Origin of the sequence: Rubinisphaera margarita (assembly GCF_022267515.1) — a bacterium.
Taxonomy (GTDB): domain Bacteria; phylum Planctomycetota; class Planctomycetia; order Planctomycetales; family Planctomycetaceae; genus Rubinisphaera; species Rubinisphaera margarita.
Genome location: NZ_JAKFGB010000003.1, coordinates 199,354 through 219,580 on the forward strand (window position 1 = coordinate 199,354; position 20,227 = coordinate 219,580).

General features: G+C 58.0%; 10 protein-coding genes. 5 read left to right on the forward strand and 5 right to left on the reverse strand.

Annotation, left to right across the window (positions count from 1 at the left end):
* Positions 1-5 precede the first annotated feature (5 nt).
* From L1A08_RS00765 to L1A08_RS00785, 5 genes are all read left to right on the forward strand, one after another.
* On the forward strand, positions 6-1,895 hold the full coding sequence (locus tag L1A08_RS00765) for a PulJ/GspJ family protein (RefSeq protein ID WP_238753119.1): 1,890 nt from the start codon (positions 6-8) through the stop codon (positions 1,893-1,895).
* Between the two features lie 77 nt (positions 1,896-1,972).
* A complete protein-coding gene (locus L1A08_RS00770) occupies positions 1,973-7,303 on the forward strand; it encodes a hypothetical protein (RefSeq protein ID WP_238753121.1) in 5,331 nt (1,776 codons plus the stop codon).
* A gap of 452 nt (positions 7,304-7,755) precedes the next feature.
* A complete protein-coding gene (locus L1A08_RS00775; RefSeq protein ID WP_238753123.1) occupies positions 7,756-8,907 on the forward strand; it encodes a DUF1559 family PulG-like putative transporter in 1,152 nt (383 codons plus the stop codon).
* A 243-nt stretch (positions 8,908-9,150) separates the two neighbouring features.
* Complete coding sequence (locus L1A08_RS00780; protein WP_238753125.1) at positions 9,151-10,038, forward strand: DUF58 domain-containing protein; 888 nt, start codon at positions 9,151-9,153, stop codon at positions 10,036-10,038.
* Between the two features lie 98 nt (positions 10,039-10,136).
* A complete protein-coding gene (locus tag L1A08_RS00785; RefSeq protein WP_238753128.1) occupies positions 10,137-10,391 on the forward strand; it encodes a hypothetical protein in 255 nt (84 codons plus the stop codon).
* Here the strand turns inward: L1A08_RS00785 and L1A08_RS00790 are convergent.
* From L1A08_RS00790 to L1A08_RS00810, 5 genes are all read right to left on the reverse strand, one after another.
* On the reverse strand, positions 10,384-11,307 hold the full coding sequence (locus L1A08_RS00790; protein WP_238753130.1) for a D-alanine--D-alanine ligase family protein: 924 nt from the start codon (positions 11,305-11,307) through the stop codon (positions 10,384-10,386). The two genes, L1A08_RS00785 and L1A08_RS00790, sit on opposite strands and share 8 nt — an antisense overlap.
* 45 nt (positions 11,308-11,352) lie before the next feature.
* Positions 11,353-12,879, reverse strand: a complete 1,527-nt coding sequence (locus L1A08_RS00795) for a serine/threonine-protein kinase (protein ID WP_238753132.1) — start codon at positions 12,877-12,879, stop codon at positions 11,353-11,355.
* Between the two features lie 288 nt (positions 12,880-13,167).
* Complete coding sequence (locus tag L1A08_RS00800; RefSeq protein WP_238753134.1) at positions 13,168-15,297, reverse strand: FAD-dependent oxidoreductase; 2,130 nt, start codon at positions 15,295-15,297, stop codon at positions 13,168-13,170.
* 172 nt (positions 15,298-15,469) lie between these two features.
* Entirely contained in the window at positions 15,470-17,215 is a 1,746-nt protein-coding gene (locus L1A08_RS00805; protein WP_238753136.1) for a hypothetical protein, read from the reverse strand.
* Between the two features lie 299 nt (positions 17,216-17,514).
* Positions 17,515-19,950, reverse strand: a complete 2,436-nt coding sequence (locus L1A08_RS00810) for a zinc ribbon domain-containing protein (protein ID WP_238753138.1) — start codon at positions 19,948-19,950, stop codon at positions 17,515-17,517.
* Positions 19,951-20,227 lie beyond the last annotated feature (277 nt).

Below are 20,227 nucleotides of genomic sequence, written 5' to 3' on the forward strand. Positions count from 1 at the left end.
AAATCATGTCATACAACATTTCCAGAAACAGTCATCGACAGCAGGTCGGAGCGTCGCCTTCGCGGCGTGCGGCCTTCACGCTGACCGAAATGCTGGTCGCGGTCGGTCTGCTGATGGTCATCATGGTCATCTTCGCGCAGATCTTCTCGCTGGCTGTCACGGCAATGACCCGGCAGAAGGGCCTGGCCAACAACAACCAGCAGGCCCGTACGGTCTTCGCCGTGCTCGATGCCGATCTGAAGCGGATGTCCTATCGCAGTGTCACCGGCGACGGGGGAGTCAAGCCGCTCGCCCCTGGTCTGCAGTACAACGGAGAAGGCTCGGCTGACGAACAGCAGGGTTACATCTACTACTCAGAGAACGATCCGGATAACGATACCGACGACGTCCTGCAGTTCACGGTCGATACCTCGGTCACGGGCGCCTATCCGGGGGCTCAGCGGTACGCCGGACAAGCCCCTCTGCCGCTGTTCGGCCGAGCCCTGTCTCTGTCGTCGTCAACCGGCGTACGCGATCAGCCCGACTGGGATGACGGCACTCCGGGCGACAATGTGGGTTCCTCGCAACAGGCCGAGATCGTTTACTTTCTGCGGCACGGTACGCTGTATCGCCGAGTCCTCCTGCTGCGAAACAACAAAGTCGGAACGCCGCCGAACATGGCGCGATTCGATCAGGGAAACCAGACCGCTCTGGCGCAACCGGGAGCCTGGCAGTCAACGACCATCTCCGGAACCACTTACGAGATCCCGCGCGATTTGATGCGGGACTTCACCGGGAACTTCTACACGTCGTACGACTACTCGGCTCACTTCGGAACGTCTCCGTATAACGCCGTCGTCAGTTCGATCATCCCGACGCCACCGTCCTCGACGCTGGCTTCAGGGCCGCTCGCGGTTTTTCACGGCAGTTTGAATCACGCGTCGACCAACAACTTTCCACTGGGCGTGCCTCACTTCCGTTTCGGATTCAATAACGACACCAGCAACGGAACGGCTGCCATTCGCGGTCGGCCTCGCGAGTTCATTACCGGACCGGGCGGCAGCGCCTTTATTGGCCGGTTCACTCATGAAGAGACTTCCCATGGACTGTTCCAGTATCCCCACTCGACAGCCGGGAACGTCTTCGCCCGTACGGACTACGATGTGGATACGTTTCGTGGGACCGGTCGTGTTCCCCGATTCGTGGGAGGTTCCCGCCGAGGTGGCGACATTCTCCTGACCAGTGTCCACAGCATGGATATCGAAATCTGGGATTCGACCGCATTCGGGGGAGTCGGAGGATTTGTTGATATCGGCGACGCCAGTGCCGCTTCCGATTTTCAAAGTAATCAGAAGCGGAACCCTGGCGGAAGCGGATACGGAGTCATCAACGGCACCGCCGTCATTCAGAACAACATCTTCGATACCTGGCATTCCGTGCCGGATATTACGTCACTTGGTGTCAATGCGATTGGGACGGGCAGTGCTCAGTTCGTGCCGTATGTCAACTATCCGAGCGGTGTAACGGCGCCGACAAACTACAGCGCAGTCTATCCGGGACGAATCAACATTCAGCGTTGGAGCAGCGGAATGTCGATCAGTGATGGCACAAGAGTCTTCCCTGCGACGGCGCCACCGTATGGCGATGCGATCATGTGGGAAGCCGAGATCGATTCCATGGTTCCTCAACCAATCACTTACACAGGCAGCCCGATCAACGAGCCAACCTGGGGCTCCACTGTGGAACTGGTTGACGGAAGCGTATTAGATCCAAACGAACCAGATATCAGATGGCGTGCAATCGACAACCGACGCCCAATCAAAGCGATTCGTATCTCGTTGCGGCTGATTGATCCGCAGAGCCGGCAGTTGCGGCAGGTGACGATGGTGCATTCATTTAACGAAGACCGGGACTGACGACCGACCCCTGTCGGCGGTTCTGAACTCATACAATCCGAGAGGCGGGCTTGTCTCTGGAGTGGACTATGTTTGGCATGTTGAAAACAAATCTGGCAACCACGGTGGAGACCAGGCGGTCTTCCCACTCTGCTGTCGCGCTCAGCGACCGCAAGGGGGGAGCGGCGATGATCATCGTCATCGCCATGACCGGCATGCTGGCCTTCCTGGGATTCTTCTTCTTCTCCTACATCTCAGCCGAACGAAACAGCGCGAGCTGGTTCGCGATCTCTGCCAACCGCGAGATTTCCGAAGGCGACTACTTCGATTTCGCCCTGCAGCAGGTGCTGATCGGCCCTTCCGATGAGTTTCCCAACTCCGCTCTGGGTGGCCGCGTTTATTCGATCATCCCGAACATGGTCGGCAACTTTGGTCCCGATCTGAAGCCGGACGATCTGCACCTGTTCTCCGGACGTGGCATCACAGTCACTTTCCAGCAGGATTCCGAACATCTGCCCAACGACACGACGAACGTCAACGACAACTGGCGATTCGACTACGATGGCGACGGAACCCCCGACGGACAGGTCATTAACTTCAGCCCGGGGGCCAATCCGGTTGGACCACGGAACATTCCGTTCTCGCCGCTGCAGCCCAACCACCCGAACGCCATTCCAGCCTTCGAACCGGATGCCGGTTATACCTATCCCGATATCAACAGCATGTTCCTCGGCCACTTTTCGCTGGTCGACACCAATCCCGATCCGAACACGGTCAATCTGGTGAAGGTCTGGATTCCGTCGTTCCATCGTCCGCAGTATCTGCCGCGGCACGAAGTGGCCGACTCTCTTCCGCTGACCGACATCTACACCGATCCGACCTATGCCAACCGCGTGCTGCGTCCTCACCGCGAACACCGCGTTCAGCTCAAGCAGTACTCCAGCGGTTCGGTGACCTTCAAAAGTGTGCCGCGATATGTGACCTCCGGCGGTTTCGATGCCTACACCGGCGGCGGGGCCCCGGCCAATCCGTTCCCATTCCCGGACTTCTCAGCCAATGGATACCGGGCCGGAATCTGGACGCACGGGGTCGCGGGCCACGATACGATCACGTACGACGTGGACGCCGATGGCATCTCCGAAAACGGGAACGAGGCGATTCTGCTCGATCTGGATCACCGTGTCGAAGTGATGTCTGACGGCACGAAACGGGTGCCGATATTCGCGATCACGATTATGGACGCCGACGGGCTGATGAACCTCAACACCGGCGGCAACCTGTTTGGCGAGAGCACTCAGCTCACCCATGCCCGCACACCCGCTGGCGGATCAGGAGATGATCCCTTCGGCGACGGACATTTCGTCTCGAACTCGAACCTGGGACTCTCGCCCGCCGAAGTGAACCTCGGCCGCGGGTTCTATCGCCCGCTGGAAACCTCATCGTCGAGCCCGGCGTCCACGCTTCCGACAGCCGGATACGGCTACGAAGAGATGTTCAGCTACAGCACAGCCGTTGGCGTCAATCAGGTGACTCAGCTCGATATGGCCAATATGGAACTGGCTCGACTGCTGGTCGGGTTCGCCGACGGGGACAACTCAACGACCGATGAAATTGTCTGGGGTCGCTGGGGGGAAGCCAATGGATTCGTTGGCAGCGGAGACGAAAACCGTCTCGACAATGCCATCGCTTCCGACCTTCCTCCGACGCCGCCATTCCCACGCGCCAGCTGGGGATCGCCGCTGTTCCCGCTGCCGGGAAATACAGGCGTCGATGATGACGACGATTACCTCGTCGGCGGCGGCAAGGTGCAGTTCGCCGGGTCGAATCACCGCGATCCCGTCTTCGGACCGCTGGGAATTACGGTGCCGTCGGGTGTTCATCCGATCGACGAAGCGGCTGCCGGGATCGGCTACCTCTCGGGCTCCAACGCATCGATTTCGTTCCACACGACCGATGCCGATTACGCGTTCGCCCTCAACGATACCGTTCACGGGGCACCCGACGATTACGGCCGTCTTCGGGCGTCGCAGAAACCGGAAGCCGGCAGTCCGCTGCGGTTGCCGTCTTACAGCAGCCGTTGGGAACGACAGGTTCTCGACAGCTCGTACGCTTATTCAGGCGATGTTGCTGGCGATGTCGATGAAGTCGACCTGATGGAAGACTGGACCGGCGTCCGCCCCTGGTCCGATGGCGAAACCAGCGACGGCACGGTCACGACGTATCAGCTGAAGCAGTCGAACTCGCGAGCCAACCTGTTCCTGGCCGACGAGCCGGATGAAATCATCGTCGATCACAGCTTCCGCAATCAGGATCACGACACGCTCTTCTCTGTCGGAGAGATGCAGTTCCTGCACTTCTCGGAAGATGATTGGGACGACACAAAGGCGTCCACACCTTCCCGGCTCGATAAGCTGGTGCGGTACAACTTCGAGCAGGTGACAGGGGGCTATCTGACCTCAACACCCGATATCGATGACGACTGGTGGCTGCGAAGTCAGTACACGACCGACAGCTGGGATCGCTGGGAATTCGCGTTCTCGCCGGCCATTGGCGCCATCGTCGATCCAGCCGATACCGCCTACGACACGACACGCGGCTGGGAATTCAGTCCCGTTAACAACGACAACGAGCGACTCGCCTTCCCGCCGGAATTCGGTTCTGTTCGCCGCTTCGACAATGAAGATCCATTCCGTCATGAACTTCGTCAGTGGCTCACGATTGAACTGAACCGCGACGAGGAGTTTGCCAACTTCCCGCTGCCTCAGCGACGGCTCAATATCAACCGGATTCTCGACAAGGATCCCGAAGGTCGCTTCCGCCAGCGTCAGCTCACGCCGCATCCTGTCTTTGAATCCGCCGACACAGACGACAACGAGATCTTCAAGCTGATGTACCCGGGAGACTCGACAAACACGAATGACATTTCGGTCGTGAAGCAGTACGGCAATTCGACGAACAATCCCATTCCAGCCGAAGTCGCTTTCGCATCCATGGAAGGCGACAAGTTCGTTCAGGAATGGTGGGCCCGTTACGATCGCCAGCGTCTGGCCCGCGATATTTACGTGATGCTCTACCTGCTGGGAGCGGGCGACGACGCCTTCAATATGGCTGAAGACGATCCCTCGACCGGCCCTTACCCGGTCACTGTCGGCGTGACTGACAATGAAGACATCGACCTGGACGGCAACGCCGACGGAGATGGCGTCAACGATCAACTGCAGGCGATGGCCCAGTTCGCCGTTAACTATGTCGACGGGCTCGATCGAGACAGCGTGATGACGGAGTTTGTCTTCGATGTGAACCTCTCGGACGGCTGGAACATCATCGGCGAGAAGAACACCTCGACCGGAGAGCTCACTGAAACCGATGCCGCCCGCGTTTTCGGCGTCGAACGTCAGGAACTCACTCTGAGTGAGACGTACTACGCTCAGATTACCCGTAGCGAAATGACGGACAGTAACAAGACGCCGTGGAACGATGCGGACACGGCTCCGATTCAGTTCCTGTTCGTCGAGTTGCGGAATGCTTCGCCATTCAAGGTTCAATACCGCACCGATTCCTGGCGATTGCGTCGGGTCGTCGGCACCGACGATTTCGTGAGCGGAAGCGATGACCCCGCGATTGCGTTTCAGCGTCTGAGTGCCATTCCACTCGACATGATCGCAGCAGGGGAGAACTTCTGGATCGGAGCGCACGACGATCAGAATTACGATGGCCCGGCTGCCATCCTGCTGGATGAAAACGACGACGGCACCATTCAGGCCAACGAGGTGATCTGTCCCAGCCGCGAGATGGATGCCGACTTCACCTCGGCCAGTGCCGTCAAGCCGCTCTGCCATCTCGATATTCATCACACCGATCACGAAACATGGCGAACCCTCACCCGCAACGGGACAACGATTGATCCCTACGAATTCCTTTCCGGAGAAACGACCGGGAAGTTTGAAGTGGTGCTCGAACGGCGTCTGCATATGGACGGAGCCGGGATCTACGACGATCCGGTCGTCAACCCCTGGGTTCCCGTGGACTACATGCTGGTCGACCGCGATAGCCATGTGGTTGACCCGATCAACGCGGGGGCGATCGATCTGAGCGGCTTCGATGGTCAGCTCAGCATCGAACGTCCGCAACCGATGCACCGTTATCCTCGGAGCGACGGCGCCTCGGGTGGAGTTCCCGGAAGCCGCCGGAACAGCACGGGGGGCGGACCGCGTCGTCATTCCTTCGGACCACAGGCTCCGCTGGCGTACAACACGCTCGACCCTGCGAACACGGGGACTTATACGCCGTACGTGGCTCACAACTCAAATGCCCCGACCGTCGACAGCGTCGAAACCTTTACACTCTGGCAGCCGCACTTCGACCGCGATTACACGTCGGTATACGAACTGCTCAGCGTGCCAATCGTGGCGCCGGGAATGCTGAGTGAAATGAATGGCGATACTGCCGAGATGAGCGGGCTGAATACTGCGTTTACAAAGTTCGCCATTCCCGATCCGGGGACTCCTTCGGATACGTCGGACGACAATCGCTGGTATCGCCTGCTTGAGTTCCTGGAAGTTCCCGATGGAATGCAGGCAGCGATTCGCGACGAAATGCCCTCGCCGCGTTCTCCCGGCAAGATCAACCTGAATACGATTCGACAGCCCGGTGTGCTGGCAGGACTGATCGATGATGATTTCCATCTCGACGGCTTCCCGACGCCCGCAGAGGTCGTTTCCTATAACGACGACCAGAAAATGCGGTATCCGTATCTGCAGCTGCTCGATCCCCACGAAGCCGAGCGGAACTGGTACCAGCAGTTCCTCATCAGCCGCGATCGTCGCGATCCGTACACGGCGATCTATCTCCCCGGTATCCCGGGATCACGACCATTTCGACCGTTGAGCTATACGCCGATCGGATCGCTGGGAGCCAATTACGATAAGACGCAGAGCATCGAACACACGATCCTGCGGCAGCTTCCTTATACGATCAGCCCAACGGCCATCATGCCGGAGAACGGGAACACGGATGCCCTGACCGGCCTCTGGACAGGCGACCCGACGGATCTCGATGCGAATATCCGGGACATCATGACCCGCCGCCGGCTGTTCGAGGCTCGCACGGATATCGATGCCGACTTCAATGGCACTGCGATTAACGCCGTCGATTATCACACGAGAAACCGGTTGCTGAACAAGGTCGCCAACAACGCCACGGTCCGCAGCAACGTCTTCTACTGCTGGATTCAGGTGCAGTTCCACGAGGCTGCCGAGGACGAATTCGGCAATGTCCAGGTGGGCGGACAGCTGACCGGCACGGCACATAAGTCGAAACGGGCGTTCTTTGTGATTGACCGTTCGAAGCTGGAAGACGCCTGGGATCCCCGGACTCAGACCTTCGACTGGCGGAAGTTTGTGCTGTTGAGACGAAACCTGACGAACTGACGCATGACCGTCACGTTCGATAAATCAGTGAGCGGATAAGAATTTTTAGGGAACCAGTTGAATTGCACTGGATTTTTGCGGGTCTGATCACGCATAATAGGAGGAGCATTTGTCTGCATAACGTCGCAAATCAAGTTTCACGGGCCACTTACGTTCTGTCGGACCTCGCTCATTGGGCGCAGCGACCGATTTCAGCCGGCTCGTGATTCCACGCAGTGCTGACGGCCGCAGAAACGGCGAACGCAATCATGGCGGAAGCCGTACGGCGGACAGAGCGTAGTCACGTCACAGAAGTCGCCTTGTCTCTGGCGATAACGAATTACTCAACGGACTCATTACTCAACTTTTTTGTGTCTTAACGGGCAAACCTGATCAGGGAAGCGGTGTTCCGGGCCTTTGCCGCTGTCCGAGGGCAGAACCACTACATCTCACGGGATTCAAGGAGCACTGGAATGAAGATTCAAAACACAGTCCGCGTCGCCAACTCGCGTCGTCGCGGATTCACCCTTATCGAGCTGCTGGTGGTGATCTCTATCATCGCCACGCTGGCAGCCCTCATTCTGCCAGGTATTCAGGGCGCCCGGTCCTCTGCTCGAAACCTGCAGTGTGTTAACAACATTCGCAACATCGGCACGGCGGCGATGAACTTCGCCTCCCAGAACGGCGGCCGTCTGCCGCGTCTGTCGGGGGATACGACCTATACCGATACGACGGTGACTCCGAATGTCACGTATCAGTATGGCTGGCCGGTTGCCCTGTTGTCCGTCTTGGACAACGCCGCTCTCCAACGCCTGCTGCTCGAAGACTTCAACACGGGGACGCAGACTCACGGGACTTTGTTCGCAACACAGATCGCTGTTTTCAGCTGCCCGGATGACGATACGGCCTTCCAGATCGATGGTCAGATCAGCTACGTCGCGAATGCTGGCTATGCGGCTGAAGGAAACGGAAATGGACAATGGGGAATAAGTGAGAATCATGCCATTCTGGCCGCAGGCACTGGTCATGATTTTAACAACATTAACTGGCGTGATAATTACACGATCGGCAGCGATGAATCGAAGCGGATCAGCCAGTCGACCGGTGTTTTCTGGCGGGATACCGGGAGTGATCGATCCATCGTAACATTGGACTATGTTTCCAATAACGATGGTCAGACTCAAACTCTGATGCTTTCTGAGAATACCGACGCTGGAGAATGGTCTCGTCCGTTCGTGCAGGACATTGGTTTCGCTCTGCAGGTCCCAGTTGACGGATCGGGACTTCCAGGAGCCGTGCCAGGCAGTGCGACTCAGAACGACCGAGGCTTTGGCCGCGGGGATGACGCGGGATCTTCCAATCCGGAACGGGCACTGGCAATGATCGAAGATTACGGCCTGGCCTCTTTCTCGGCTGGAGACTCTAAGATTAGTGCCGATCGTCCGAGTGGATCACAGGCTTGGCGTCCCTCTTCGAATCACGTTGGTGGCAACGTCAACGTTTTCTACTGTGACGGTCATGCCGGCTCGCTGAATGCGTCGATGGACCAGGGCGTCTATGCTCGTCTGATGACTCCGGCCGGAACCAAATACGGTCAGAATGTTCTGCGAGACACCAACTTCTAATCGTCTGACTGATGCCGTTTGAATCCAAGCCGTCGGGAATTGCTTCTCGGCGGCTTTTTTCGTGGAGCATGCGGCTGTCACTGGACGACAGGCGGGCATGGGAGTGACAATGGTGTGAGTGCCCTCCCGGGGTAGAATTGACCGGTTGAATCTGCGTCGAGTCGCTGGTTGTTTGCTCGGTTTTCGCGGATTCGGAACACTTCACTGGAACGCTCTCAAAAATCCATGTCGGCATCGTCTGAAATGAATGCGTTCGCGGATCCGACCGCCCTGGCTCAGTTCGGGCGGCTCGATGTCGTCGCGCGGCTGGTGGTCGAGGGCTACATGATGGGGCAGCATAAAAGCCCCTTCAAAGGGAGCAGTGTCGAATTCGTGGAGCATCGCCAGTACTACCCGGGCGATGAGATCCGCCACATCGACTGGCGAGCGTACGGCAAGACCGGCCGGTACTACGTCAAGGAGTACGAAGATGAAACCAATCTCCGCTGTTATCTCATGCTCGATGCGTCCGGAAGCATGGGATACGGACAGTCGACCCTCTCCAAGTACGCTTACGCACGGCAGATGACAGCCGTGCTTGCGTTTCTTCTGCTCAGGCAGCGGGACGCCGTCGGGCTCTGTATCTTTGACAACAAGCTGCGGCAGTTGATTGAACCTTCGACGCACGCCATGCAGTTTCCCCGCCTGATCAAGACGCTGGAAGAATCGGAGACGGGGGGAGAGACCAGCCTGGGAAAAGTCTTCTCGGACATCATTCCCCGGCTCAAGCGACGCAGTCTCGTGGTCCTTCTGAGCGACCTGTACGATGAGGTCGAGCCGCTCCAGGCGGCCATCAAGCGGTTCCGCCACTATCATCACGAAGTGATCGTCGTGCAGACCGTGGCGCCTGAAGAAGAAGAGTTTCCGTTCAGCCGGCCGACCCAGTTCCGCAATCTGGAGCAGGCGGGGCAGCGAATGCTCGTGGATCCTCATCGGTTGCGGCGGCACTATCTGGAGCAATACGAAGCCTTTATGAAACGGGTCGAGCAAATGTGTACCCGTTCCGGCGTCGATCTGCTGAAAGTGACGACCCGGGATTCCTTTGTGCACACGCTTGGCCGCTATCTGGCCTTCCGGTCCCGCGGTCGCTGAAACTGCAGGCGTGAGGCAGATTGAGCTTGTCGATCGGCGACTCGATACGGGATAATCGAGGGAGAACTTCTGTCAGCGCGCAACCGAAGGACCCCGTCATGTCAGCCAATCGTCACATCCATCTGCGACCTGATCAACTTCACGTGGAATGCGTTGTGCGAGCGAAGGGAATTCCGGCGACCAAGCGGCTTAAAGTGAAGCTGCTCCGAAATGGAATCACCGAGTTCCACGACGAACTGGCTCCGGTCGGCAGGCCTTACCGCGACTTCCATATCACGGCGAAAACACGAGCCTCTTACAGCCGACTGATGGGCATTGTTGGCTCGACTGAAGATACCGAACTCATCACGTAGTCGGATCGGTCTGCGGCTCGCCGCCGATTGCACAGTCGCAAATCCGCTCGCAAAGATCCTCGTAACTCCAGCCGATCGCCGCGGCTGCTTTCGGCGCCAGGCTTCGTTCCGTGAGGCCGGGCAGGGTGTTGACTTCAAGAATCCACGGCTGCCCCGTCTCGTCAAGCATCAGATCGACCCGAGCCAGTCCCGCAGTGCCAATCAATCGGCAGGCCTGCAGAGCAGCCGTTTTCAGGCTACTGGAGACTTCGTCCTCTGTCGTTACGACTTCATACGTGGTGGCGGGGGAATGATACTTCGCTTCGTAGTCGTAGAATCGTTCTCCCGGCTGAATTCGAATGGGCGGGAGCGCGACATCCTCGAACACGGAAACCGTCCATTCGGTTCCGGCGATGTAGTTTTCGATAAGGACAACCGAATCGTAGCAGAGCGCCTCTTCGACCCCCGCCGCGAATTCATCGGGGTGATAGACGATGGAGATCCCCACGCTCGACCCCTGGGCATTCGGCTTGACGACCACCGGCCAGGTGAGAGCTGTCTCCGTCTCGTGAAGTGCACTCTGATCCGGGGCATGCACAATCCATTCGGGAGTCGGTAGTCCGTGCTCTTTCAGGAGTCTTTTGGTTCGCACTTTCTGAAAGGCCAGCTCGGACGCGAAGGCGTTGCTGCCGGTGTAGCGGATTTTCCGCTGTTCGAGCAGTCGCTGCAGTTGACCGTCTTCGCCAAACGTGCCGTGCAGCGCGATGAACACGAGCTGATGCGGCGCGATGGCGGTGTTGGTCAGATCGACCTCGGCTGGATCCCAGACCGTCACGGTGTGTCCGCGGGAACGCAGCGCCGCGGAAGCGGCCGCTCCGCTTTTCAGGCTGATTTCTCTTTCGGCCGAAGACCCGCCGGCGAGTACAATGACGTCCATTTCCCGTTCCTGTGAGCCCGCTGGAATCGGTTTGCCGGGCAGGGGCTACTGCGTCAGTCCGAAGTTGTCCGCAATCAACTGCCAGGCCATCGGCACGCCGAGGTAGAGTCCATAGCCGATGCCGCCGACGAGGGCCAGCCAGACCACCAGACTGATCCAGCCGAATGTCCCTTCCTTGATATTTTCGAGCACCCGCCACCATTTCCGCCGCTTGTGCTGTCGATCGATCTTCTCGTAGATCGATTTGATTTCCTGTTTCTTGCTGCGGTCCTTCTTCTTGAGCAGAAGTTCGCCCACCTGATCGCGAAACTCCTTGACAGAACCAATCGGGGCGAAAGGAACGTTCTTCGCCCGGGACAGCTGAGCCGTTTCGTCGAGGAGTTGAGTCGCCAGCCCGCGATGAATCTGATCGGCGGCCATCTTCTGGACCTGCAATTTGCCGGTCCGGTCTTTGTAACGGACCAGCCAGACGTCGCGTTTCGAACTCGCCTCTGCCCGTTTCTGCTCGACGGCTTCCTCGCGGGAGGATCTGGGGGCCTTGACCTCAGGCTGAACGTTCCTCGGTTGAGGCGGTGTAATCACGGCCGAGGAAACGCCTGAAGCGGCTGCTCCCAGGACGTATTTTTCGTTGGAATCGATGAAACTGAGCGATGGGTTCTCAAGACCGAGCGGGATCAGCTCGGCCAGAAGTTCGTCGCAGGTCTGATACCGATGTTTCGGGTCTTTGGCCATCATCTTATCGATGATCAGATCCAGCTTCTCCGGAACGGCTTTATTGATCCTGGCAGCCGGCGTGTATTTGGAGTTCTCCTTGGCGAGAATCAGCTCCATGGTGGAGTCGGCTTTGAAGGGAGGGACGCCCGTCAGGTATCGATAAAGAGTGCAGCCCAGTGCGTAGATATCGCTTCGCTGGTCGACATACTTGGCGTTCCGGGCCTGTTCGGGAGGCATGTAAAGCGGTGTGCCCATGCCGGTCCCGGATTGAGTCATCGACTGATCGTCGTCAACGGCTTTGGCCAGACCGAGGTCGGCCACTTTCACCATTCCCGTCTTCGTAACAAGGATGTTGTCCGGTTTGATATCCCGATGGATCAGGTTCATTTTGTGGGCATGGCCGAGTGCCTGGGCACAGACGATCGTGATGTGGACGGCATCGCCCACTTCGAGCGTTCCCAGCTTTTTGATCCAGTCCTGCATGCTGGGGCCGTCGATGAATTCGAGCGCGGCGAAGTAGATGCCTTTGTGCTCGCCAACCGCGTAACAGCGGACGACGTTGGGATGCTCGATCTTCGCTCCGACGCGAGCTTCGCGAATGAACCGCTCGACAAAATCCTTCTTCTGGGACAACTGGGACGACATCACCTTCAGGGCACACTTCCGGTCCAGGCTCACCTGATGGGCCAGGTAGACGGCTCCCATGCCGCCCTGGCCGAGCTTGCGAACCAGTTCGAAATCACCGAGCTTCTGGACCTTCTGCTTCCTCGTACTCGCCTGCTGCGAGGAGGACGGTTTACCAGCCGGCTCGGTGTTGCCTTCGGCGCGGGTCTTGTCCCTGTTGCCTGAGCCACCCATTGCTTACCTCAACTGAGTTCATGAGAAGAGTAAGAGGCTCTCCGAAACCGTCTTTATAGTCGTCTTCGCGATTCGACTCGGTGTGACAACGGGTTTTCGGAAAGACTCTCATGAAAATGAATGAGTGAAATATGAAGAAAAGAGTCGGAAGATTCTGCGGGAGTCCGACCAATTTTTGATTCAGAAAACCGATCGACGAATGTCGAAATCAGATGGGTGAGGGGACAGGCCCACGACTCCGCCGACTTCTGAAGCGAGTCGACGGAGAGTGTGACCGATGACGACACGTTACTGATTGGAGTCCGCATCGACACGAACAATCCAGACCGCATCGGCGATCACGTAGCCGTTGGCGTTTTCAGTCTGAATAATGACGCGCCCCGGCGACTGCGGAGAAAACTCATAAGCTCCCAGAGAAACGAACGCATTCGAGATTGCAGGCGTTTTCTTCTGGTTCACATTCGTGCTCGATGTGCCAGTTTTGCTCTCAATCTCGACGGTGACATTGCTGGCCCGGTTCGGATTGGGCGGGTAGCCGAGTCGCACGTCGTACTCGCCTTCCTCGGTGACGAGGAATTCAAAGGTTACCGATTTGTCGGGGCTGCCGAATTCTTCGTTGTGCAGATAGTCGACGCCCACGAAGACGGGCGCGGACGTGCTGTGCTGCCAGAGTCCACTGACCTTGGCTTCGGTATTGTCGATCACGATGCCCTCGAGCGATTTCGGATCGATGCCCGTGCGGGCCTGTCGGCGGGGACCGGAGTACTCCAGGACCTGTCCATCTTCCAGCAGCTTCTTCTGCAGATCTTCGTACTTCACATCCTGAACGGCGATGTTATTGTCGATCGACTGGCTGGCGGCGGTGGCAGCCGACTGAGCCAGAATCATGAAGACAGGCTCCATGCGAATGGAACCGTAGGCGATGTGCGACGATGACAGGCAAACCGGCACCAGCAGGTTTTCGCATTCCTTCTTCGGCGGGACGATGGCCCGATAGCTGACCGGATAAGGTCCACCAGGGTTGATCTGGATGTCGCCTTCGTTGCGAGCGTAGCCTTCTTCGGTGACGTAGCGTTGAACGTTATGCGAGTCCATGTTGTAGGACCCCATGCCGATCGATTCCGGAGTTGGCTTCTTGGCACGAAGATGCCACTCGGTCATCACGAAGTCGGACACCATGCGGCGGGCTTCGCGAACATAGATCTGATGCGGCCAGTTGCCGTTGTCCTGAAACTCGTCCGCAGCCAGGCCCCATTCACGGATTCGCGTCTGGATGTCCGTCGGAATGCGCGGATCATTGGCCAGGAACCACATCAGGCCCTGCTGGTAATTGCGATGCTCTTCAATAATCTGTTCGCGGGTCTCGTAGTCACCGTCGGGATAGTCGTAGTTCATCCCGATGTTATCGGTGGAGAAGGGGCCGTGATTGTTGGTGTCCGTTTTCCGGTTCGGAATGACATCGAACTTCTGAAACACCCGGTTCCATCCCGCGTCGAGAATGCGAGCCAGCAGTTCGTAGCGTTCCGGGTCGTACTGGTCCGGCTTGGGAAACGGGACGCGGTTGTCGGGGTGATTGGACAGGCACATGCGGAAGCAGTAAGCCTGGACCCGATGATCGCCGGTGCCATCTTCGCCGGGATCGTTGCCGTGCACGCCGGGGAGCAATCCGCTGGCGGGATTGCCGGGGATACGATACGGGCTGATCTGGTGTTCAAACTGATGGCTGACGGTCCGAGCCTTCTGAACGCCGTTGAGCGTCTCGCCGTAGACATCGTTGCCTTCACGGCCAACCGTGTAAGACACGCCCGCCTTGGCCATCAGGTCGCCTTCATAAGTGGCGTCGATGAAGATCTTTCCCCGGTAGGCCTGGCCTGACTCCATGCGGATCTCAGTGATGCGGCCATTCTCGACGGTGACGCCGTCCTTCAGATCGAGACGTTCGCCCAGATAGACAGGCGTCTTCGTTTCCTTGACCCAGTTGTTGAAGACGCGCTCGGCGATGTGCGGTTCGAAGACCCAGATCGCTTCGGCATCTGGCGAGTAGCGGGAGTAGTCTTCCGAGTCCTGCCACTTCCAGGTTTCTTCCTTGTCGTACTCGTCTTTGACTCGCTGGTAGAACTCGAGCGAGACGCCGCCGATGACCGACTTGTTGCCGGAATCAGTCCATCCGAGTCCCCCGGCGGAAAGCCCGCCCAAGTGCTGGGACGGTTCAATAATGACCGACGATTTGCCCATGCGATCGAGCTGGACGGCTGCGGCGACCCCGGCCGAAGTTCCGCCGTAGATGATGACGTCGGCTTCGATCGGTTCATCGGCTGCTCGAACGCTGGAGCTGGATAGAATCAGGAGCACGGCCGCCGCGATCGAATAGATCGATCGCAAGGTCAGCGTGCGAGAGATGGTGAAAATCAATCTCATCAGAAGGTGCCTTAATCTCAGGTGGGAATCAATATGCACAAGTGCTGATTATTTCATGCCCATCCGCTGATGTCCAGCACGGTCCGGAACCCCGGCCTGATGTCCGCGCAAAGAAAAAGCCGGTCTGCATGATGAAAGCAGCCGGCTGGTGTTTGAGAGACACGCTCGACGATTACAGATTCTCTTCGGCGAAATTCGCGACCATGATTCCCAGCAGGCGAAGCAGACCGGGTTCGGCGTTGAGGGTGCCTTTGATCGTACCGTCGACATACTCGTCGGTCATTTCGATGTAGTCGTCGGTGAACTTTTCTGAGAACGCTTCGATGACCGCATCGCGGAACTTAACGAGATCCTGATTCGGCTTGCGGGCACTGAGGGCCTTGGCGAACGGCCCAACGTGACCCTTGAACTCGAGAAACAGCTCGGGGGTCTTCTCTTCGGTGGAGTTGTTGACCAGTTCCAACGTCTCTTTGAGCCAAGGCAGCGACTTTTCCCCGAGACTGAAGAGGACCATGTTTTCACTCGTGGCGAGGAAGATATGACACGGCGTGCCGAACAGGGAGTCAATCATCGGAGGGACGTTTGACTCGAGAACGATTTCGTGGATATGGAAATCGCCGACGGTTTCGGAGTCGACTTTCGCCTTGAACGAGTCCCGAATCTTCGGCAGCAGTTTCACGACTTCGTCGATCTCACGACCCGAAGTCGCCCGCAGGCCGATGACCGCTTCGTGCAGCGATTCGCTCTTGCCCGGTTCCGCCTTCCGCATTTCGATGAAACCATCGAAGACACCCATCGTGATTCCCTTTTCGAGAATCTTGACCGTCTTGTCGACGGCTTCTTTGGCGGCCTTCTTCTGATCAGCGTTCAGGTCGTCTTTACGATCGATCTTCTGATCGGCGATCGGCTGATAAGCCTTGATCGTCGAAGTGAATCGGTCCTGGTGAGGAGCATCGATCGGGTAGAGCATGTCGCCTGAAGCGACGAAGTCCTTTACGGGAGGCACGACATGAAAGCGGCTCTTGAGCTCGGGAATCTTCGAGAAGGTCTCTGCCAGAACAGTCCCTTCGATTCCTGAAATATTGAGTGTGCCAACGCCGGAACCTTTGGCGGGATCGGTAATCCAGCCGGCTTCCAGACGTTCAATTTCAACGTAGAGGGTCTCGAATTCGAGAATGCGATTTAGAGCGAGCAGCTTGCGATACTCGAACTCTTCCGGCGACTCGGTCGACTTCTTCTTGATGCCAGCCAGCACCTGGTTGCGGACTTCGGCGAGACTGCTGCGACGCTGTTCCATTCCGGCGGCATCGTGATCGATCAGAACGCCGGCATCGTATTTCGCATCGAGCAGCGGCTGAATCGGGTCGACGATCTCCGGAGCATCGGGGTCGATGAGAGACAGCTTGTCTTTGGGAATGAAGATTCCGTAGTCCTCATGGATCAGCATGAAGCCGTCGAATGCATTGGTGCACGTATAGAGCACTCTCGACCTCGGCTTGTTCGTAATGCCGAAGGCATCGACGTTGTTGCGGAAGTCACGCAGGTCGGACACCGGAAAGAACGGGCGATAGAATTCGCCATTCTTCTCGTCGAACATCATGTCGATGCGAACGGGCTCTTCGCGGTTCACACCGTCCAGGAACAGGTCGATGTTTTCTTTGATCAGCTCGTTCCAGGTCTTGGTCCGACCGGCCAGATCCTTGACCATATATTCGACATCGGCGAGCAGTCCGTCTGCATTGCTGATGACGTAGCTGATGCGGTTTTCTTTCTCCTGAGCGGAAAGATCACCTGTCGGGGCGACTGACAATACCAGTCCCGCCAACAATCCTGCCAGCAGTCCCGGGCGGCAGTCTGAGGTCCATTTCACGATGGTCTTCATCACGTATTGCATAGTTGTCTCGCGTTCGCAGTCCATTGGCAGAGCTCCCGAAATCTGGCGAAGTCGAGACGCAGTCTGGACCCTTCAGGCCGGGATGGTCGTGAATTGCCGGTAAGTGTATTGAATCCGAAGAATGGGGAAAAGAGAGGATTTGACACTCTCCGTCGCCCAGTCCCGGCTGTGAGTCGTCCCGAAAGCACGGTTCGGCGACGGGCGGTCACGTCGGTTTCATTCCATTGTCGGATCAAAAATTGGCTGAACAAGTCAAATTCTGGCTCGAAAACCGTTTCCGTTGCGCGGGAGTCGTTCCGCTCGAGATCGACGCCCGCGGGGGATCACGGAGTCGCTTTGGGTTTGGGCGCAGGCACCACGGCCGGGGTCACGTCGTAGGCGTCGGTGGAATTCAGACCCTCGATCAGACCGAGATTGCGGGAGCACATCTCGGTTGCAGAGAGATTCATGCGGAGACTCTCCTTCCAGAACTCCTCGACATCGCCCCGCCGGGTAATCAGGATGGCGGAGAACCGATAGGCGAGCTCCTGCTCAGTCAGAGAGGAGATGTTACCGTTCCACTCCAGCACGACGTTCGGCGATTCGTCCCGGGCCAGTTCGCAGGCGTAGCGCAATTCAATCAAAGGCTCGCGGTTCTCCTCGGGAACCTGCCGCATCAGCTCCCGCACGCCGGCAACGTTTCCAGCAGCCAGCAGTCGCTCGATTTCAATTTGGTTTTTCAACGCCGGAGAAATCTTGGACGCGGCCGGGTGCTTCTGCTGCATCGCGGTCACGGCTTCCTGGTTCCCGGCCTCCTTCAAGGCGTGCGTCAGATCATCGGCCAGCGATTGCTCGGTGAGGTGAGGCATGTTCGAACTCTGGGACGATCCGCTCTGCAGCGCCTGGAAGTACTGCTCGGCCAGTCCCCATTCAATTGCCACCTCGTACACGAGAGCTTCAAGTTCGTATCGCTGCTGAGCGCGGTCCGAGATGGTGCCCGCATTGTTGCGATACCGGTTGAAGGCGGAACGTTGTCGAATCAGCTCCGTGAGGTTGAGCTCGGTCGCGAGTCGCGACTGTATCGAACTTCGGTTTCGCTCCACGTCTTTCACCAGTTCGTCAGCCTCCACTCGAGTGGCTCCGAGGGTTGCCGTGTAGGCCAGGGCGGACTCGACCTGCTGCCAGGCCTCGGCTTTCTTTCCGGTTGAAGCGAGGTAGCGGGCGAGCAGAAGGTGAGTGTGGGCAGCCGCCCGACTCTCCGGAGTTCCAAAGGCAAAATTGCCATCGTAAATTTCGCGGAAGGCGGGAATGGCGTACGGGGCCGGGGCGCTCCAGTCGGCGATCCGTGTCGAAATCCCTTCCCCGAGTGCCGATGCCGCCGGACCTTCTGGCAGCGACTGCAGAGCCTGAGCCAGTGCTCGATTCCGGTCCTGCTCGGTCAGGCCGGCGATCTCTGGAATGCTGTCGACACTGAAGGCTTCTCCTTTTTGAGTCGCCCGGTGAGCCAGACCTGTGGCCAGGCCCGCCAGAGCTTCGCTCTTTCGTTCCGCATCGAGAATCGCATTGACGAACGCGGTCGCCTCGACGTCGTACCCGCGGAAGGTGGCTGAGTAGACCGTTGCCAGGGTCAGTGGAGATGTCCATCGGATCCGTGGCAGCCAGTCGTAGCTGTCGGAGAGGGCGAACGTGCCATCTTCGATTACCATGGCGACGCGAGCCGCGGATTGCGTGACGTCCTGAACGTCTTCCCGCGTTTCCATCAACGATCGTGCCTCTTCATGACGCTCGAGCGCAATCAACAGCGTTCCGAGTGCAACGGCATGCCGAACGGCTTCCGCCCCTGCCTTCGGGAGTTGAGCGGAGTATTCGATCGCCTGATCGGCCATCTTCATCGCGCCGGTCTTGTTGTCGTTCTCCAAATGCAGCCAGCCAATGCGAGCCAGCGGCGTAATCTTGAGGAAGTTCAGATTCGCTTCCAGCCGATCGAGTGCATCGAGTTCCTTCAACGCTCCGGCGATGTCGCCGGCCGCGGCGAAAGCTTCCGCATTGAGCTGCCGACAAAACGGCTTGCTGCGGTTGTCGTTCCGCTGCAAAGCGGCATCGATACTCGCTTCGAGAATTGTTTTCTCCAGAGCAGCGACATCCACGGGTTCGGGAGCGGGGGGCGTGTCGGGGACGTCCGGTGTGGTTGTCGCCACTGGACTGACATTCTGATTCACGTTCGGCGTGACGATCAGCGGATCGTCTTCGGGAGCCGGCGGCTCAGCGGGAGGAAGCTGGGAGTAGAAGTAACCCGCGATGCCTCCCATCACGAGCACAGCCGCGAGCGCGAACACGCGGACCGGAGTGACGATCGGCTTCGGCGGCGGGGGGGGCGCTTCCTTCTTGATTTCCGGGGCGACAAAGACCGGCATCAGGCAGTCCGGATTCGGGCAGCGGACTTCTTTCCCGGCCACAGCCGGCGTTCCGAAACCGTTGGTGTCACACATCGGGCAGATGACGCGATGATTAATCTTCGCGGTCGGTTTCCGCTGCAGACGAATTGCCTTGGAGGCCTTCTTCGGTTTGACGGCGAAGGGATCTTCGTCGGCCGAGGTCGTTGCTGCTGCTGGAGCGGTCGCAGGCTCGGGCTCTTTCTTTTCCTGCTTTTTGGCGGCGGGTTTCGCGGGAGCTTTCGACGGACCGGATGACCCATCCATTGCGGCACCACAGAACGGACAGACCTGAGCCTCGTCGTCCAGCACCGATTGCTTGCAGGACGGGCACATGCGCAAATCCATAGATGTATCCTTCAATTTTATCGGAGACTCGATCCAGTCCTGCGAAACGCGGATGTCTGATCAATGGCTGGTTTCGGTGGGGAACAGAGAATGTCCACGGAAGCTGAAGCCTTAAAGACCTGCTTTCGCTGGGTCTCTGTTTGACCCGGATCGGCAGAATAACAGATGTGAAAGTGATTTGAAGAATCAAAGCGTGAGAACACGCTTCGACCCGAATGGGTCGTTACGTTATTATTCGGCATGGAACCGGAGATGTACAGCCGATCGAACGCTGAAC

Bases quoted from the DNA above. Each gene is read 5' to 3' on its own strand.
- L1A08_RS00780 (WP_238753125.1), top strand. From the start codon at position 9,151: ATGAATGCGTTCGCGGATCCGACCGCCCTGGCTCAGTTCGGGCGGCTC.
- L1A08_RS00770 (WP_238753121.1), top strand. From the start codon at position 1,973: ATGTTGAAAACAAATCTGGCAACCACGGTGGAGACCAGGCGGTCTTCC.
- L1A08_RS00805 (WP_238753136.1), bottom strand. From the start codon at position 17,215: ATGGACTGCGAACGCGAGACAACTATGCAATACGTGATGAAGACCATC.
- L1A08_RS00795 (WP_238753132.1), bottom strand. From the start codon at position 12,879: ATGGGTGGCTCAGGCAACAGGGACAAGACCCGCGCCGAAGGCAACACC.
- L1A08_RS00765 (WP_238753119.1), top strand. From the start codon at position 6: ATGTCATACAACATTTCCAGAAACAGTCATCGACAGCAGGTCGGAGCG.
- L1A08_RS00810 (WP_238753138.1), bottom strand. From the start codon at position 19,950: ATGGATTTGCGCATGTGCCCGTCCTGCAAGCAATCGGTGCTGGACGAC.
- L1A08_RS00790 (WP_238753130.1), bottom strand. From the start codon at position 11,307: ATGGACGTCATTGTACTCGCCGGCGGGTCTTCGGCCGAAAGAGAAATC.
- L1A08_RS00775 (WP_238753123.1), top strand. From the start codon at position 7,756: ATGAAGATTCAAAACACAGTCCGCGTCGCCAACTCGCGTCGTCGCGGA.
- L1A08_RS00785 (WP_238753128.1), top strand. From the start codon at position 10,137: ATGTCAGCCAATCGTCACATCCATCTGCGACCTGATCAACTTCACGTG.
- L1A08_RS00800 (WP_238753134.1), bottom strand. From the start codon at position 15,297: ATGAGATTGATTTTCACCATCTCTCGCACGCTGACCTTGCGATCGATC.